The sequence below is a fragment of the Pseudomonas sp. PME37.24/006 genome (genome assembly GCF_055556635.1).
Map to the genome: position 1 here is coordinate 976270 of NZ_JBVHNL010000002.1, position 16641 is coordinate 992910.

Annotated in this window: 15 protein-coding genes and 1 pseudogene; 14 read left to right on the plus strand and 2 right to left on the minus strand. The window is 62.4% G+C overall.

What is annotated here, in order from left to right; genetic code table 11:
• Window positions 1–22: 22 nt before the first annotated feature.
• The 11 genes and pseudogenes from ACZ3GY_RS10100 to ACZ3GY_RS10150 all read left to right on the plus strand — a co-directional run bounded on the left by ACZ3GY_RS10100 (window position 23) and on the right by ACZ3GY_RS10150 (window position 11164).
• The gene (locus ACZ3GY_RS10100) at window positions 23–820 is read left to right on the plus strand and encodes an undecaprenyl-diphosphate phosphatase (protein ID WP_463564366.1); all 798 of its coding nucleotides are present in this window, start codon (window positions 23–25) and stop codon (window positions 818–820) included.
• 100 nt (window positions 821–920) lie between these two features.
• Window positions 921–1793 carry a tetratricopeptide repeat protein gene (locus ACZ3GY_RS10105; protein ID WP_465909902.1) on the plus strand — a complete coding sequence of 291 codons (873 nt, stop codon included), beginning with the start codon at window positions 921–923 and terminating at the stop codon, window positions 1791–1793.
• A 187-nt stretch (window positions 1794–1980) separates the two neighbouring features.
• Entirely contained in the window at window positions 1981–2988 is a 1008-nt protein-coding gene (locus ACZ3GY_RS10110) for an AraC family transcriptional regulator (RefSeq protein ID WP_465909903.1), read from the plus strand.
• Between the two features lie 128 nt (window positions 2989–3116).
• On the plus strand, window positions 3117–4145 hold the full coding sequence (locus tag ACZ3GY_RS10115) for a histone deacetylase family protein (RefSeq protein WP_465909904.1): 1029 nt from the start codon (window positions 3117–3119) through the stop codon (window positions 4143–4145).
• A gap of 41 nt (window positions 4146–4186) precedes the next feature.
• Entirely contained in the window at window positions 4187–5287 is a 1101-nt protein-coding gene (locus ACZ3GY_RS10120; RefSeq protein ID WP_465909905.1) for a polyamine ABC transporter substrate-binding protein, read from the plus strand.
• Between the two features lie 307 nt (window positions 5288–5594).
• Window positions 5595–6500, plus strand: coding sequence for a metal ABC transporter substrate-binding protein (locus ACZ3GY_RS10125; protein WP_465909906.1), 906 nt, complete (start codon window positions 5595–5597; stop codon window positions 6498–6500).
• On the plus strand, window positions 6500–7384 hold the full coding sequence (locus tag ACZ3GY_RS10130; RefSeq protein WP_465909907.1) for a manganese/iron ABC transporter ATP-binding protein: 885 nt from the start codon (window positions 6500–6502) through the stop codon (window positions 7382–7384). The genes ACZ3GY_RS10125 and ACZ3GY_RS10130 overlap by 1 nt, the downstream gene beginning before the upstream one ends.
• Window positions 7385–7390: 6 nt before the next feature.
• Window positions 7391–8245 carry a metal ABC transporter permease gene (locus ACZ3GY_RS10135; RefSeq protein WP_463564359.1) on the plus strand — a complete coding sequence of 285 codons (855 nt, stop codon included), beginning with the start codon at window positions 7391–7393 and terminating at the stop codon, window positions 8243–8245.
• 2 nt (window positions 8246–8247) lie between these two features.
• Entirely contained in the window at window positions 8248–9078 is an 831-nt protein-coding gene (locus tag ACZ3GY_RS10140; RefSeq protein ID WP_465909908.1) for a metal ABC transporter permease, read from the plus strand.
• Window positions 9079–9298: 220 nt separating this feature from the next.
• A pseudogene (locus ACZ3GY_RS10145) lies at window positions 9299–10306 on the plus strand (cache domain-containing protein); the annotation flags it as partial.
• Window positions 10307–10396: 90 nt separating this feature from the next.
• Window positions 10397–11164, plus strand: coding sequence for a methyl-accepting chemotaxis protein (locus ACZ3GY_RS10150; RefSeq protein WP_442964004.1), 768 nt, complete (start codon window positions 10397–10399; stop codon window positions 11162–11164).
• A gap of 72 nt (window positions 11165–11236) precedes the next feature.
• On the opposite strand, the gene ACZ3GY_RS10155 is transcribed toward ACZ3GY_RS10150, so the two are convergent.
• The gene (locus tag ACZ3GY_RS10155; RefSeq protein ID WP_465909909.1) at window positions 11237–11635 is read right to left on the minus strand and encodes a DUF1090 domain-containing protein; all 399 of its coding nucleotides are present in this window, start codon (window positions 11633–11635) and stop codon (window positions 11237–11239) included.
• 202 nt (window positions 11636–11837) lie between these two features.
• Between ACZ3GY_RS10155 and ACZ3GY_RS10160 the strand changes: the two genes are divergently transcribed.
• Window positions 11838–12944 (plus strand): Gfo/Idh/MocA family protein, encoded by a 1107-nt coding sequence (locus tag ACZ3GY_RS10160; protein WP_465909910.1) that lies wholly within the window; start codon window positions 11838–11840, stop codon window positions 12942–12944.
• A 67-nt stretch (window positions 12945–13011) separates the two neighbouring features.
• Here the strand turns inward: ACZ3GY_RS10160 and fabV are convergent, their stop codons facing one another.
• On the minus strand, window positions 13012–14220 hold the full coding sequence (gene fabV / locus ACZ3GY_RS10165) for an enoyl-ACP reductase FabV (protein ID WP_465909912.1): 1209 nt from the start codon (window positions 14218–14220) through the stop codon (window positions 13012–13014).
• A 400-nt stretch (window positions 14221–14620) separates the two neighbouring features.
• On the opposite strand from fabV, the gene ACZ3GY_RS10170 reads away from it, so the two are divergent.
• Both ACZ3GY_RS10170 and ACZ3GY_RS10175 read left to right on the plus strand, forming a co-directional pair.
• Window positions 14621–16066 carry a SulP family inorganic anion transporter gene (locus ACZ3GY_RS10170; protein ID WP_463564354.1) on the plus strand — a complete coding sequence of 482 codons (1446 nt, stop codon included), beginning with the start codon at window positions 14621–14623 and terminating at the stop codon, window positions 16064–16066.
• A gap of 55 nt (window positions 16067–16121) precedes the next feature.
• The gene (locus tag ACZ3GY_RS10175) at window positions 16122–16469 is read left to right on the plus strand and encodes a hypothetical protein (protein WP_465909913.1); all 348 of its coding nucleotides are present in this window, start codon (window positions 16122–16124) and stop codon (window positions 16467–16469) included.
• Window positions 16470–16641 lie beyond the last annotated feature (172 nt).

The window sequence follows — 16641 nt, forward strand, 5'->3', positions numbered from 1 at the left end:
TCACTCCCTCATAAGGAAACCCATGGACTGGCTCCACCTGCTCATCCTGTCGCTCATCCAGGGCATTACTGAATTCATTCCCGTCTCCTCCTCCGCGCACCTGATCCTGCCCTCGCAGTTGTTGGGCTGGCCCGATCAGGGCCAGGCGTTCGACGTCGCCGTGCACGTCGGCACCCTGATGGCGGTGGTGCTCGCGTTCCGCCAGCAAATCGCGGCAATCGTCAGCGGCTGGCTGGGCCATGTGCTGCACCGCCGCGCCAGCCCGGAAAGCCGCATGGGCTGGATGATCATCCTGGCGACCATCCCGGCCGCACTGGCCGGGCTGCTCTTCGAATCGGTGATCGAGCAATACACCCGCTCGATGCTGGTGATCGGTACCACCACCATCGTTTTCGGCCTGGTGCTCTGGTGGGCCGACGTGAAAGGCAGCCGCGATGCCGACATGAGCCGCATGACCTGGCGTCACGCCCTGCTGATCGGCCTGGCACAGATGCTCGCGCTGATTCCAGGCACTTCGCGCTCAGGCATCACCATGACCGCCGCACTGATGCTCGGCTTCGACCGCAAGAGCGCCGCAAGCTTTTCCTTCCTGCTGTCGATCCCGCTGATTCTCGCCGCGGGCAGCCTCAAGGCCCTGCACCTGATCGAAGAAGGCAACGGCGCACACTGGGGCGACATGGCCTGGGGCATTGGCCTGTCGTTCATCTCGGCCTTCCTGTGCATCAAGCTGTTCCTGGCTGCGCTAGATCGCATCGGCATGCTGCCCTACGTAATCTACCGCCTGATCCTCGGCACATTCCTGTTGTTCATAGCGTTGTAATCGCAGCGTCTTGCCGCTATCGGCAGCGCTGGCGTAACGTGCTGTCCAAGGACGCCCCGTTCGGGGCTCGCCGTCTCTCGGCTTATGAAAGGATCGGTTCATGCACCCGTTGGCACTGCTCGCCGCCCCGCTACTCCTCGCCTGCGCCGTTGCCGCGCAGGCAGCCTCCTCACCACCCTGCCCGGTAAACGACATAGCCGATGACCCGGAGAGTGTCGGCGTGGTGCGCGACAAAGCCGAGTCGGGTGATCTGTGCGCCCAGTTCAACCTCGGTTTCTACCACTACACCCATCAGTCATATGACGCGGCAGAGCGGATGTACGCCCTCGCGGCCGAGCAAGGCAACGCGCGCGCAGCGTTCGAGATCGCCATCCTGTACCGCGATGGTTTGCTCGAAGACAACGCCGGGCAGCGCCGACAATGGCTGGAGAAATCTGCCGCGTTAGGCGCTGATCTGGCGCAGATCGAGCTTGGTATCGATCACTGGGAACAGCGCGACGACAACGAACAGCTCTACCAGGCCATGCATTGGTTCGAGCAGGCGGCAGTTCAGGGCAATATCCAGGGCCAATATCTGCTTGGCGAGGGTTACTGGGCGGATCGCGGCATCGAGGGTTTCGCCGCTGATGATCAACTGGCGATGCGCTATGGCGGTGACGAAGAGCTGGGCGCGTACTGGGTATGCAAGGCTGCCGAGCAAGGCGATGCGGACGCCCAGTTTGCCATCTCCGAAGCCTACAGCATCGGTCGAGGCGTGCCCGCCAGCAGCATTCAGCGCTACCTGTGGCTTACTCAGGCTGGTGAAAACGGCCACGAAGAAGCGCTGAGCTGGCTGGATGAAAGTGGTACTGCCTGGTACACCCGCGTAGAAAATTGGGCGAAGCGGCAGATGAGCGACGAAGTCGCAAGCTGCCCGGCGCTGCCGTCCAGGCAGGAAAGCGATGAAGGCGGGCTGACTGGGCAAGCAGGCTGAGAGCGAGCGTTGACGTCTCTGGCGTTACCATCTCCTACAGACACCCCGACGCGCGTTGGCGAACGAGCCGCTTGTTAGCTATCGATACCTCCGGCAGGCAGCATGCCAGGCAGGGCGTGCCTTTCGGCAAGACGCAAGGCACGCTTATTGCCTGATTCTCGACTCTGTTCCGAGAAGGCGTGCCCCCATGCTGCACTCCCACCTGACCACCCTGCATGCCGTCGTTCTGGCCCTCGATACCCTTTGCCAGAATGGCGACTGCAACGCCCACGAACTCCTGGCCGGCAGCGGCATCGACGCAGCAGATCTGCAGCGTCCGGAGATGCGCATCAGCATCGCCCAGGAACGCCAGGTGTTTCGCAACGCCACCGCCAGGCGGCAGGATCTCGGCCTGCTGCTCGGCAGACGTATGCACGTATCGTCCTATGGCCTGCTGGGTTTCAGCCTGCTCTCGGCCGCGACGCTGGGCGATGCGCTGGAAGTCGCCTTCAGCTTTCCCGCCTTGCTCGGCACCCTCTTCGACCTGCGTCTGCGCCGCGACGGCTCGCAGGCCTGGATCGAGGCCAGCCACTATCGTGATACAGCGGAACTGGAGACCTTCAACACCGAGTTCTGCCTGGCCTCGCTGAAGCTGATCTGCGACGACCTGCTGGGTCGCAGCCTGCCCCTGGAGGCGGCCCGCTTCACCCATAAAGCACCGCGCTACCAGCGCCAGTACAGCCGCGACTTCGGCTGTGCGGTGCGCTTCAATGCCGCCGACAACGCCATCGTGTTCGACAGCCAGTGGCTGGATCGACGCCTGCCCCTGGCAGACCCGGTAACTCACCGCGACACTCTGGAACGCTGCCGCCATCTCAATCGCGAATTCATTTCCCACCTGGCGCTAATTTCCCGGGTGCGCCAGTTGCTCGCCAGCCAGTTGCCGACCGCGCCAGGGCTCGATGGCCTGGCGCGCCAGCTACGCTGTTCGTCGCGCACCCTGCGCAGGCAGTTGCAGGAAGTCGGCACCAGCTACCAGACGCTGCTCGATGAGTTGCGCTTCGAGCAGGCACGCCATCTGCTGGAACAGGAGCGGCTGCCCATCGCCCGGATCGCCGAGGAGCTCGGCTACAGCGAAACCGCCAGTTTCCGCCACGCCTTCCAGCGCTGGAGCGGCGTATCACCAAGCCGCTATCGGCGCCCGATCAGCGCCTAGACCTGCACCGATACGGATCGCTGCTGCGTCATTTCGTGGCCACATCTATCCCCTTTTGGCCATTGCGCTCATTTCGCCAGCGCCAGACTCGGGCCAAGAATGCAGGTGTCCAAGTCGGAGACTCAGCCATGCGTACGATCTACAGCGATGACCATCACCTGCATCATGGTCGCTGCGAAATCATCGACGGGGAGCTCAAGCCCTGTTTCGAAATGCCGTCGCGGGCCGACCATGTGCTAGCCCGTGTACGCCAGCAGCAACTGGGTGAAGTCATCACCCCAGGCGACTTCGGCCGAGCGCCGATCGAACGCATTCATCACCGCGATTACCTGAGCTTTTTCGAAGGCGCCTGGGCACGCTGGGCAGCCATGGGCCGTGACGGTGACCTGATGCCCTTCACCTGGCCCGCTCGCACCCTGCGCAGCGTGGTGCCGGACAACCTGCACGGTCAGCTCGGTTATTACAGTTTCGACGGCGGCGCACCAATCACCGCCGGTACCTGGCAGGCCGCCTGGAGTGCCGCACAGGTGGCCCTTACCGGGCAGAAGCTGATCAGCGATGGCGCCAACAGCGCCTTCGCCCTGTGTCGCCCGCCAGGCCACCACGCCGCTGCTGATCTGATGGGCGGCTACTGCTACCTGAACAATGCCGCCATCGCCGCCCAAGCCTTTCTCGATCAAGGCTGCAAACGGGTCGCCATCCTCGACGTGGACTATCACCACGGCAATGGCACGCAGTCGATCTTCTACGATCGCAGCGACGTGCTGTTCGTCTCCATCCACGGCCACCCGGCCTTCGAATTCCCGTTCTTCCTCGGCTATGCCGATGAACCTGGCGAGGGCGCCGGCGAAGGCTTCAACCTCAATCTGCCACTGGCTGCCGGCAGCGGCTGGGAGCAATGGAGCACGGCGCTGGAGAGCGCCTGTGCACGTATCGACGAGTACGCGGCGGACGTGATCGTGGTGTCCCTGGGTGTGGATACCTTCAAGGAAGACCCGATTTCCCAGTTCAAGCTCGATAGCCCCGACTACCTGCGCATGGGCGAACGTATCGCCCGCCTCGGCAAGCCCACCCTGTTCGTGATGGAGGGCGGCTATGCCGTCGAGGAGATCGGCGTCAACGCGGTGAACGTACTGGAAGGTTTCGAAGGCGCCTGAGCCTACTGCCGATAATCACGCATTCAACGGAGCACATAACGATGAAAAATCTCCACCGTCTGTTCGGCGCCACCCTCTGCGGCGCGGCCCTGTTGGCCGGCAGTGCCATGGCCGAAGCCCGGGAACTGCGGGTCTACAACTGGGCCGACTACATCCTGCCGCAGACCCTCAAGGACTTCGAGCAGAAAAGCGGCGTCAAGCTGACCTGGGACACCTTCGAAACCAACGAGGCGCTGGAGGCCAAACTGCTCACCGGCAACTCGGGCTACGACCTGGTGGTGCCGTCCAACATGTTCCTCGACACCCAGATCAAGGCTGGCGTGTTCCAGAAGCTCGACAAGAGCAAGCTGCCCAACTGGAAGAACCTCGACCCCGCGTTGCTCAAGCTGCTGGAAACCAACGATCCCGGCAACCAGTACGGCGTGCCCTACATGTACGGCACCGTGCTGATCGGCTTCAACCCGGACAAGGTCAAGGCCGCCCTCGGCGCCGACGCCCCGGTGGACAGCTGGGATCTGGTGTTCAAACCCGAGAACATGGAGAAGCTCAAGCAATGCGGCGTCGCCATGCTCGATGCGCCGAACGAGATCCTGCCGCTGGCGCTGCACTACCTGGGTTTACCGCCGAACAGCACCAACCCGGCTGACTACGACAAGGCCACCGAGCTGATGATGAGCATCCGCCCATACGTGACCTATTTCCACTCGGCCAAGTACATGACCGACATCGCCAACGGCGACATCTGCGTGGCCATCGGCTATTCGGGCAGCTTCTACCAGTTCGCCAACCGCGCCAAGGAAGCGGGCAACGGTGTGAAGGTCGAGTGGCGCTTGCCGAAGGAAGGCGCGCCAATCTGGTTCGACACCTTCGCCATTCCGGTCAGCGCCAAGAACGTCGAAGAAGCCCATGAGTTCCTCAACAATCTGCTCGACCCGAAAGTGATCGCACCGATCAGCGATTTTCTCGGTTACCCGAACCCCAACAAGCCCGGCATGCTGCTGGTGGACAAGGCGATCAGTGATAACGCCGACCTGACCCCGACCGCCGAAGCGCAGAAAACCCTCTACAGCGTCGAGCCGCTGCCACAGAAAGTCGAACGGGTGCGTACCCGTGCCTGGACGAAAATAAAGAGCGGCAGCTAACTCTTCACTCTCACCAAACCCCGCGCCAGTCGCGGGGTTTTGCATTTACAGCCGCAGCTCTTTCGGGTTGCAAGGAGCAGGTTGGCGGAACCTGACGAGCACACGACCGCTCACATGCATGCGCTCCAGCAGCTACGCTGAGCGCATTCGCCGTTCGCTGCCGCAATGCAGTAATAGGCGGCACACATAGAATAAACCTCTAATGACAATAGTTTTCATTAGCGACAAATTATCGCTAGAGTGGCAGCCCTGTCCGGGGTCATGACCATCCCGGTGATTTGACCGGTCAAGCCATATGAGGATGAAGATGTTCAATCGGATCCGCTCGCGCACCTGTGCCCCCCTGCTCGCCACCCTCCTTCTGACCCTGCTGCCGCAACTGGCCACCGCCGAAGGCAAGTTCAAGGTCGTCACCACCTTCACCGTTCTCGCCGACATGGCTCGCGAGGTAGCTGGCGACGCGGCCGTGGTCGAGTCGATCACCAAACCTGGCGCGGAAATTCACAATTACCAGCCGACGCCGGGCGACATCCTCAAGGCCCGCGACGCGCAATTGATCCTGCGTAATGGCATGAACCTGGAGCTGTGGTTCGAGCGCTTCCTGCAGCGCTTGCAGAACGTGCCGGCGGTGACCCTCAGCGACGGTATCGAACCAATGGGTATCGCCGAAGGCCCATACAGTGGCAAGCCCAACCCGCATGCCTGGATGTCTGCGGACTCGGCGATGATCTACATCGACAACATCCGCGATGCGCTGGTCAAGTACGACGCCGCCAATGCCGAGATTTACAAAGCCAACGCCGAGGCCTACAAGGCGCGCATTCAGGCCACCGTGGCACCGATCCGCGAGCGCCTGCAGGCAATCCCGGAGAGCCGCCGCTGGCTGGTTTCCAGCGAGGGCGCGTTCAGCTACCTGGCACGCGACTTCGGCCTCAAGGAGCTGTACCTGTGGCCGATCAACGCCGACCAGCAGGGCACGCCGCAGCAAGTGCGCAAGGTGATCGATGCGATGCGCGCCAACCAGATCCCGGCGATCTTCAGCGAAAGCACCATTTCCGCCTCCCCAGCCCAACAGGTTGCCCGAGAAACCGGCGCCAAATACGGCGGCGTGCTATACGTCGATTCGCTCAGCGAGCCGAATGGCCCGGTACCGACCTACCTCGACCTGCTGCGCGTCACCTCGCAGACTATCGCTGACGGACTGGCCGAATAATGCCAAACACCCTGCACGAACAGGACAGCCTCGACGGCATCCGCGTCGATAACATCAGCGTGACCTACCGCAATGGCCACACCGCCTTGCGCAATGCCAGCTTCGGCAGCCCAGGCGGCAGCATCACTGCACTGGTGGGCGTCAACGGCAGCGGCAAGTCGACCCTGTTCAAGGCCATCATGGGCTTCGTGAACGTGGCTCAGGGCAGCATCAGCGTGCTCGGCATGCCGGTGCGCGATGCCCTGAAACGCAACCTGATTGCCTACGTGCCGCAGAGTGAAGACGTCGACTGGAATTTCCCGGTACTGGTCGAAGACGTGGTGATGATGGGTCGCTACGGCCACATGGGCATGCTGCGTCGCCCCAAAGCCGCCGATCGCCAAGCGGTTGAAACAGCGCTGACGCGAGTCGGCATGAGCGATCTGCGCAAGCGGCAGATCGGCGAGCTGTCCGGCGGGCAGAAGAAGCGCGTGTTCCTCGCTCGCGCCCTGGCCCAGGATTCGCGGGTCATCCTGCTCGACGAACCCTTCACCGGGGTCGACGTGAAGACCGAGGACGCCATCGTGCGGCTGCTCGGCGAGCTGCGCGACGAAGGCCGGGTGATGCTGGTCTCCACCCACAACCTGGGCAGTGTGCCGGAGTTCTGCGACCGCACGGTGCTGCTGGCGCGTACCGTGCTCGCCTACGGCCCGACTCAATCGGTGTTCACCCGTGAGAACCTCGAGCGCACCTTTGGCGGTGTGCTACGCCACTTCGAGCTGCCGGGTGAAGGGCACAACAGTACATCCCCGCTGATCGGCATCATCACCGACGACGAGCGCCCGCTGGTGCTCTATGACGGCAAATCGACCATCCGCGGCCGCGTCGACGAAAAGGATCAGTAGGCAATCATGCACATCCTGCTCGAACCCTTTTCCTACGGCTACATGGTCAACGCCATGTGGGTCTCGACCCTGGTCGGCATGGTCTGCGCGCTGCTCTCGGTGTACCTGATGCTCAAGGGCTGGTCGCTGATCGGTGACGCCCTGGCACACTCCATAGTACCCGGCGTTGCCGGCGCCTACATGCTCGGCCTGCCCTTCGCCCTCGGTGCCTTCGGCGCCGGTACGCTGGCGGCGGGTGCCATGCTGTTCCTCAACCAGCGCAGCAAGCTCAAGGAAGACGTGATCATCGGCCTGATCTTCTCGTCGTTCTTCGGCCTCGGGCTGTTCATGGTGTCGCTGTCACCCACCTCGGTGAACATCCAGACCATCGTGCTCGGCAACATCCTCGCCATCACACCCGGTGACACGCTGCAGTTACTGCTGATCGCCGGCATCACCATGGCCGTGCTGGCAGTGCGCTGGAAAGATCTGATGGTGGTGTTCTTCGACGAAAACCACGCCCGCTCCATCGGCCTCAGCCCAACGCGCCTCAAGGCGATCTTCTTCATTCTGCTGTCCGCCTGCACCGTAGCGGCGATGCAGACCGTGGGCGCCTTTCTGGTCATCGCCATGGTCGTCACCCCTGGCGCCACCGCCTACCTGCTCAGCGACCGTTTCGACCGGCTGCTGCTGATCGCCGGCTGCATCGGCGGCCTGAGCTGCTTTATCGGCGCTTACGCCAGCTACTTTCTCGATGGCGCCACCGGGGCGGTCATTATCGTGCTGCAGACCTGCGTGTTCCTGGTGGCTTTCGTCTTCGCGCCCAAACATGGCCTGCTCGCCGCCCGCCGCCGGGCCGCCCAGGCCCGGTTGGAGATGTGACCATGGAGATGCTCCTGCAACCGCTGCAAATCGACTTCATGCAGTACGCCCTGCTGATTGCCGTACTGGTAGCAATTCCCGCCGCGCTGCTGTCGTGCTTTCTGGTGCTCAAGGGCTGGGCACTGATGGGTGACGCCACCGCCCACGCAGTGTTTCCCGGCGTGGTCATCGCCTATATCGTCGGCCTGCCCTACTCGCTCGGCGCATTCATCGCCGGCATGTTGTGCGCGGTCGCCTCGGGCTACCTCAAGGAAAACAGCCGGATCAAGCAGGACACCCTGATGGGCGTGGTGTTCTCCGGCATGTTCGGCTTCGGCCTGCTGCTTTACACGCAGATTCACAGCGACGTGCACCTGGATCACATCCTGTTTGGCGACATGCTCGGCATCGGCTGGGCCGACCTGCTGGAGAGCGGCCTGATCGCCTTGGCGGTCACTGCCTTTATCGGCCTGAAATGGCGTGACCTGCTGCTGCACGCCTTCGACCCGGTGCAGGCGCGCACTGTCGGTTTACAGGTGCGCCTGCTGCACTATGGCCTGCTGGCGGTGATGTCACTGACCATCGTCGGCGCACTCAAGGCCATCGGCATCGTGCTCACCGTGGCGCTGCTGATCGCCCCTGGCGCCATCGCCTTTCTGCTCACCCGCACCATGGGCGCCATGCTCTTCACCGCCGTGGGCATCGCCGTGGGCGCAGCGCTGAGCGGCGTGTACCTGAGCTTCTTCATCGACAGCGCACCGGGGCCGACCATCGTGGTGCTGCTCAGTGCGGTGTTCGTGGTGGTATTCATCATCGCAGGCCGCCGCGAGCGCAGACGCTCGGCACTGCAATAAACACGCGGCGCCCGCGTGACACCCCTCAAGTTCCCTTCAAGCGTGCCGATTCAATGTTCACAGGCTGGTACAAGGCCTGACGATCGTTCTCTTACTGCCTCTCGCTTCAACAACAACTTCTCTCGCTCGAGCAGGAACCACCGTGAACATCAAACAGAAACTCACCTGGGCCTTCGCGGCCATCGCCTGTGTGCCCGTCGTACTGGTCGCCGTTGTGGTGGTGGTCAATCTGCGCGCTCAGGCGCAGGACGACTTCCTCGACAGCAGCAGCCGCGAGATACGCCAGATCGAGAACGCCATGACTCAGTTCCTCGACGCCATTGCGCAGAACGTCGAGTACCTGGCCAAGCATCCTGACGTACGCAACGCTGGGGAATTGAAGGATTATTCCGGTGCAAATGCCGCACAGATACCGCTGACCGAAGAAAATCAGAGGTTCCTGCAGATGTTTGGCCAGTTCGCTGCCAGCCACCCGAGCACCGCTTACCTGTCGATCGGCAAGCCCGACGGCGGTTACGCGTCCTGGCCGGACGATACCAAGTTGAGCAATTACGATCCGCGCGTACGCCCCTGGTACAAGGCCGCCATGGCCTCGCCGGGCAAGACCGTACGCACCTCAGCCTATTACTGGGCGCCGGACGACGTGGTGCTGATGGGCACCGTGCACACCATCGAAAATCAGCAGGGCCAACCAGCCGGCGTGCTGGGCCTGGACGTTTCGCTCAAGCAGCTCACCGAGTTGGTCAAGCAGATCAAGCTCGGCGATAGCGGCTACCTGATGCTGCTGGAAAGCAACGGCAACGTGCTGGTCGACCCCCGCGACCCCGCCCATGGTTTCAAGTTGATCAGCGAGCTGGGCGACGGCTACACGCAGCTGGCCGGCGTACAGAATGGCTTGGTCGAGGTAGAACTGGGCGGCGTGCCGTACATGGCCAACGTCTGGTCGTCGAGCACTCTGGGCTGGCGCTTTATCGGCCTGATCGAGCGCAGTGAAGTCATGGCCAAGGCCACCAGCCTGACCTGGCAGATCGCAATCATCGCGGCGGTGTTGGCCGTGCTGTTCGCCATCGTCGGTGCCAGCTTCGCCGGCCTGATCGTCAAACCGATACGCAGCGTGGCCGGTGGCCTGGAAGGCATCGCCCAGGGCGAAGGCGACCTGACCCGCAACCTCGACGTGCGCGGCAATGACGAAACCGCTCTGCTGGCACGCTGGTTCAACCAGTTCCTTGGCGCCATCCGCACCCTGGTGCAACGCATCGGCAGCGCTTCGGCGGATCTGCAAACCGCCTCGGATGCCAGCACCCGCGTAGCCCGCGACATGAATGACGCCGCCGGTCGTCAGCGCGAGGCCGTGGAGCTGGTGTCCACCGCCTTCAACGAGATGGTCGCCACCGCCAACGAAGTGGCCCGTTCCTGCAGCCATGCAGCCTCCTCGGCCGATTCCGGCCAGCGTCAGGTACACGATGGGCAGTTGCAGATCGACGAAGCCACCGGCAGCGTCTCGCGGCTGAGCGAGAACCTGCAGAAGTCGGCACAGGCCATGCAGGTGCTGGAGCAGGACAGCAAGAATATCAACGCCATCCTCGACACCATCCGCTCGATCGCCGAGCAGACCAACCTGCTGGCCCTCAACGCTGCCATCGAAGCCGCACGCGCGGGTGAACAGGGTCGTGGTTTCGCCGTGGTCGCCGACGAAGTACGCGCGCTGGCGAAGCGCACGGCGGATTCAACGGGCGAGATCGACAGCCTGCTGGGCGGCTTGGCCAAACGCACCCAGGACGTGACCAAGCAGATGCAGAGCAGCCTGAGCATGTCGCAGCAGAGCGTCGAACGGATTCAGCAGGCTCGCGACAGCTTCGAGCAGATCCGCACCTCGGTGGACGAAATTCGCGATCAGAACAATCAGATCGCCACCGCAGCCGAAGAACAGCACCACGTGGCCGAAGACATCAACCGCCACATCGCGCAGATTCAGACCGACGCACAACTGGTCGAGGAACTGGCGCATTCGGCGCGCAGCGACTCACAGCGCCTGGAATCGCTGTCCGGCGAATTGAATGGTCTGGTGGGACGCTTCAGAACCTGACGGCAGGCGCCAGGCAATCCGGCGCCGCAGTTTGAGAAGGGGAGGATGGCCGTTCGGCCATCCTCCCTTTTTTCATTCCGGCTGCTGCTTGGCTGCCGGACTCAGCTCAGCCTCGGCCTGCTTCAACTCCTCGCGGGCTTCTTCCAGCTTGGCCTGACGCTTGGCGATCTTGCTGGCGTCGCCGCTCAATTCTGCCTCACGCAGATCCGCCTCACGCTCGCGCACCTCGTCCCGGGCTTCGCTTAGCTTGCCTTCCAGCTCGCGCAGCAGCTCCTTGTCGGTACAGTTGTCACGAACCTCTTCCAGCGCGGTGTTCAGCCCCTTCACTTTGCTGTCATGGCCAGCGGCCTTGGCAGCCTCGATCTGTTGCTGAATGTCCGTAGCCTTCGCCTCGCAACGTGGGTTGGACGCGGTGTCGGCCAGTGCCGGCAGTGCGGCGACGAGCAACAGGCTGGAAATCAGGGCTTTCATTGCAACTCTCCATAAACAACATAACGGGTGCGCCTTGGATGGCGCCAATACTGACCACAGAATAGCCGGATGATTTCCCGCGTCACTCAAGCATGCCGATACATCAAGACCGGCAAGCGCTTTTACTGAACTTCAAGTGCCGATACCTGCCGACTACTACAAGCCGGACAATGCTGTCCGGTGTTGCACAGGAGTCGATGAAATGCCCGATGCTCAAGGCAAGGTTCGTTATGCAGTGGTCGCAGGCGGCTGGATTTCCCAGGGGGCGTTCATGCCCGGTGTTGGCCAGACCGACAATTCGGTGATCACTGCGCTGGTGACCGGTGACCCGATAAAGGCCGACGAACTGGCTGCGCTGTACGACATCAAGAGCTACAGCTACGAAGAATTCCCCACGCTGCTCGCCTCGGGCGAGATCGATGCCATCTACCTGGCCACGCCGAACTTCCGCCACCGCGAGTTCGCCGAGCCCGCCCTGGAAGCTGGTATCCATGTGCTGCTGGAAAAGCCCATGGCAACCAGCGAAGAAGACTGCAAGGCCATCACCGCCGCGGCCGAACGCTCCGGCGCCAAATTGATGATCGCCTACCGCCTGCATTTCGAACCCGGCACAGTGGAGATGATTCACCGCATCCGTTCGGGCGATATTGGCGATCCGCGCTTGTTCACCGCGACCTTCACGCAGACCGTCGATCCGGCCAACCACCGCATGCAGAGTGGCTACTGGGCCGGCCCGGTGACAGATATGGGCCCGTACCCGATCAATGCGGTACGCAACCTGTTCGACGATGAGCCGCTGGAAGTGCGTGCCGTGGCCATCCAGACACCCGGTCGCGAGATCAACACCCCGGACACCGTGACCGTCACCCTGCGCTTCGCCGACGAGCGCCTGGCGGTGTTCACCGTCAGCTACAGCCTGCCCGGCAGCCAGCGTCTGCAGGTGATCGGCAGCGAAGGCGAGTTCGAAGCCTCGCCCTGCTTCGGTTTTGGTGAAGGCGTGGGGATCAGCTACCGCGCCATCATCGGTGATGAAACCAAGGAGCACAGCCATCCGGTGGTCGATCAGTTCGGCGGCCAGACCCAGTACTTCTCCGACTGCATCCTGCAGAACCGCGAGCCGGAGCCGGACGGTGACGAAGGCTGGCGGGACGTGCGCATCCTCGCTGCCATCGAACGCGCTCTGCAGACTGGCCAGCCACAGCGCCTGGAGTCACTACCCAAGCGCCCAGGCATCAGCGTCGAACAAGCACGCCGCCTGCCATTGGCGAAGGTGCCTCGTTACGTGAATATCGACGAGCCGGTGGGCTGACAGGCCCAGGCCGGAAAGCAAAAAGGGACGCCAAGGCGTCCCTTTTTCACAACCGCTGAAAGAGCGGTTACAGCTGAACCACGTCGAACTCGACGTCGGTGGCCACGTCAGCGTCGTAGTCCACGTCGCTGCGCTCGAAACCGAACAGGTTGAGGAACTGCTTCTTGTAACCGGCATAGTCGGTCAGTTCGAACAGGTTCTCGGTGGTCACCTGTGGCCACATGGCCTTGCAGGCGTCCTGTACGTCGTCACGCAGCTCCCAATCGTCCAGGCGCAGGCGGGATTTTTCGTCGACCTCAGCCGGGGCGCCGTCGGCGCGGAACAGACGGTCACGGAACAGGCGGTCGAGCTGGTTCTGGGTGCCTTCGTGGATGCCCTTTTCCTGCATGATCTTGAATACCATCGACAGGTAAAGCGGCATCACCGGGATGGCCGAGCTGGCCTGGGTGACTACCGACTTGAGCACGGCCACGTTGGCGCCGCCTTTGACTTCACCGGCCAGTTTCTGGTCCAGGCGCAGGGCGGTTTCGTCCAGATCCTGCTTTGCCTTGCCCAGCGCACCGTGCCAGTAGATAGGCCAGGTGATTTCGGTGCCGATGTAGCTGAAGGCCACTGTACGCGCGCCTTCGGCCAACACGTCGGCCTGCTCCAGGGCGTTGATCCACAGTTCCCAGTCCTGGCCGCCCATGACGGTGATGGTGTCAGCGATTTCCTGCTCATTGGCCGGCTCGATGGCGGCCTCGATGATCACGTCTTTGTTGGTGTCGATGGCGGTCGACTTGTACGGCTGGCCGATAGGCTTGAGCGCCGAACGGATTACTTCACCGCTTTGCGGCAGCTTGCGCACCGGCGAAGCCAGGGAGTAGATCACTAGGTCGATCTTGCCGCCCATTTCGTTCTTGATCAGCTCGATGACCTTGGCGCGCGCTTCGTCGGAGAAGGCATCGCCATTGATCGACTTGCTGTACAGGCCTTCGGCCTTGGCGAACTTGTCGAACGCAGCCGAGTTGTACCAACCAGCGGTGCCAGCCTTGGTTTCGGTGCCCGGCTTCTCGAAGAATACGCCCAGGGTGTCGGCGCCAAAGCCAAACGCGGCAGTGATGCGCGCGGCCAGACCGTAGCCGCTGGAAGCGCCGATAACCAGCACCTTCTTCGGACCGTCGTTACGCACGCCCAGTTTGCGCGTGGCCTCGATCTGCTCGGCCACGTTGCGCTCGCAACCCAGCGGGTGGGTGGTGGTACAGATGAAGCCACGAACTTTAGGGTGAATAATCAACGTGTTTACCTCGTCATCGTTTTTTGGGCAGGCGACAGTGTAATGTCGATTGGTCGCCGGAGAAAAAGGAGATTAGACCTATTGGTCGCTCCAAATGCCAGCCAGGCCACATTTCGTCGGCAGGTTGTTTTGTCGCAGAGTCTCGGCGACGTTGTGAGTTACGCCATCCAGATCCCCGGGTATCGCGCTGCTCAACCCAGGCTACGGGCGCCTGGCCTTGTTCAGTAGCCCGGCGTAGAGCGCAGCGAAACCCGGGAAAGTCTCCACCCGACGGATCCCCGGCACTGGCCTTCGCCCCGGCGATTCCTTACCATCGACAGCCTTCCAACTCCAAGGCCACACGGCCGTGCAATGCCCTGCACTCTCCACGGGGCGTTTGTCTTGTTCGATCAGGTAACCCATGAAAATCGCTCGTCTGCGCGCCGATGTCCTGGCCGGTCTCACGTCATCGTTCGCACTGGTGCCGGAGTGCATCGCCTTCGCCCTGGTGGCCCAGGTCAATCCGCTGATGGGCCTGTATGGCGCCTTCTTCATCTGCCTGATCACCGCCCTGTTCGGTGGCCGCCCCGGGATGATTTCCGGCGCTGCCGGCTCCATGGCCGTGGTCATCGTCGCCCTGGTGGTACAGCACGGCGTCGAGTATCTGCTGGCCACGGTTCTGCTTGGCGGTGTGATCATGCTGGCATTCGGCTTGTTGCGACTCGGCAAGCTGGTGCGCATGGTGCCGCACCCGGTGATGCTCGGCTTCGTCAACGGCCTGGCCATCGTCATCGCCATGGCGCAGCTGGAGCACTTTCAGCGCGACGGCCACTGGATCAAGGGTAACGAGCTGTACCTGATGCTCGGCTTGGTGGCGCTGACCATGGCCATTGTCTACATTCTGCCGAAGCTGACCCGTGCCATTCCGCCGGCCCTGGCAGCGATTCTCAGCGTCGGCCTGCTCACCTATTTCCTGCACTTGCCCACCCACACCCTTGGCGACATGGCGAAAATCGCCGGTGGTCTGCCCGTGCCGGCGCTGCCGCAGATCCCCTGGAACCTGGAAACCCTGTGGATCATCCTCCCGTACGCGGTGCTGATGGCCATGGTCGGCCTGCTGGAAACCCTGCTGACCCTCAATCTTACCGATGAAATCACCGAAAGCCGTGGCCACCCGGATCGCGAATGCGTGGCCCTCGGCGCAGCCAATATCGCCTCCGGCATGTGCGGCGGCATGGGCGGTTGCGCGATGATCGGCCAGACCATGATCAACCTCAGTTCCGGCGGCCGCGGCAGGCTTTCCGGCATCGTTGCCGGGGTGATGATCCTGCTCTACGTGCTGTTCCTCTCGCCCCTGATCGAACTGATTCCGCTGGCCGCTCTGGTCGGCGTGATGTTCGTGGTCGCCCAGCAGACCTTCGCCTGGGCGTCTCTGCGGGTGCTGGGCAAGGTACCGCTCAACGACGTGCTGGTCATCGTTGCAGTGACCATCATCACCGTGCTCACGGATCTGGCCATGGCGGTGATGTGCGGCATCGTCATCGCCGCGCTGAACTTCGCCTGGCACCACGCCCGCGAGCTCTACGCCGACAGCCGCCTGGAGGCCGACGGCAGCAAACTCTACCTGCCCCATGGCACCCTGTTCTTCGCCTCCACCGCACCGTTCCTGAACCTGTTCGACGCCGCCAACGACCCCGCCGACGTCACCCTCGACTGCCGTCACCTGAGCTTCGTCGACTACTCGGCCATCGCCGCCCTGATGACCCTGCGCGAGCGCTACAGCAAGGCCGGCAAGCACCTGCGCGTGGTGCACCTCTCAGAACGCTGCAAACAACTGCTCAAGCGCGCAGGCATGCAGCCAGCGTGAATGCCGTTGCGACAGACATGTACATGCCTACATTCACCACATGGAAGAAAGACGTATGAAGAAATTGATTGCAGGGATAATCGCCGCCAGCATTGCTGGCTGTGCCTCGTATTACCAACCGGCACAGCCTGCACGAGTGATGTGGGAGCCCACCAGACAAGCGAAAATCGATGTCGATACAGCGCTCAAGCAATGCGACTTCATCGATCAAATGAGTGCTGGTGTGCAAAAAATCCAGGAGCAGGCCAAGTGCATGCGTGACCTGGGCTTCGAACCTGATTTCTCCAGCTACAACCCGCATAACTGCTATGGCAACGCCCCTGCCGGCTGCATCGTTTACTGGCCGCAAGGTATGGCTCAGCCCCAACCCGTTAAAGGTAAAACTGCGCCCCCCAGCAACTGAAGCGAATCCAGGCGTAACCGCTTCTGGTCGCTCCCACGTTCCGCGTGGGAGCGCTGCCCCTGTGAAAAGCTGTTAAACAGGACGAACTGCCCGCTCCCCCTCGCCGCTTCACATCCCGCGCCAAACCTGGCTATCGGCCGATTCGCCTGCAACAAGGCGCGAATCCCCCGCC

Coding starts and splice junctions, on each gene's coding strand:
- ACZ3GY_RS10110 (WP_465909903.1), top strand. CDS start 1,981: ATGCTGCACTCCCACCTGACCACCCTGCATGCCGTCGTTCTGGCCCTC.
- ACZ3GY_RS10160 (WP_465909910.1), top strand. CDS start 11,838: ATGCCCGATGCTCAAGGCAAGGTTCGTTATGCAGTGGTCGCAGGCGGC.
- ACZ3GY_RS10125 (WP_465909906.1), top strand. CDS start 5,595: ATGTTCAATCGGATCCGCTCGCGCACCTGTGCCCCCCTGCTCGCCACC.
- ACZ3GY_RS10155 (WP_465909909.1), bottom strand. CDS start 11,635: ATGAAAGCCCTGATTTCCAGCCTGTTGCTCGTCGCCGCACTGCCGGCA.
- ACZ3GY_RS10150 (WP_442964004.1), top strand. CDS start 10,397: ATGAATGACGCCGCCGGTCGTCAGCGCGAGGCCGTGGAGCTGGTGTCC.
- ACZ3GY_RS10105 (WP_465909902.1), top strand. CDS start 921: ATGCACCCGTTGGCACTGCTCGCCGCCCCGCTACTCCTCGCCTGCGCC.
- ACZ3GY_RS10170 (WP_463564354.1), top strand. CDS start 14,621: ATGAAAATCGCTCGTCTGCGCGCCGATGTCCTGGCCGGTCTCACGTCA.
- ACZ3GY_RS10135 (WP_463564359.1), top strand. CDS start 7,391: ATGCACATCCTGCTCGAACCCTTTTCCTACGGCTACATGGTCAACGCC.
- ACZ3GY_RS10100 (WP_463564366.1), top strand. CDS start 23: ATGGACTGGCTCCACCTGCTCATCCTGTCGCTCATCCAGGGCATTACT.
- ACZ3GY_RS10120 (WP_465909905.1), top strand. CDS start 4,187: ATGAAAAATCTCCACCGTCTGTTCGGCGCCACCCTCTGCGGCGCGGCC.
- ACZ3GY_RS10175 (WP_465909913.1), top strand. CDS start 16,122: ATGAAGAAATTGATTGCAGGGATAATCGCCGCCAGCATTGCTGGCTGT.
- ACZ3GY_RS10115 (WP_465909904.1), top strand. CDS start 3,117: ATGCGTACGATCTACAGCGATGACCATCACCTGCATCATGGTCGCTGC.
- ACZ3GY_RS10140 (WP_465909908.1), top strand. CDS start 8,248: ATGGAGATGCTCCTGCAACCGCTGCAAATCGACTTCATGCAGTACGCC.
- ACZ3GY_RS10130 (WP_465909907.1), top strand. CDS start 6,500: ATGCCAAACACCCTGCACGAACAGGACAGCCTCGACGGCATCCGCGTC.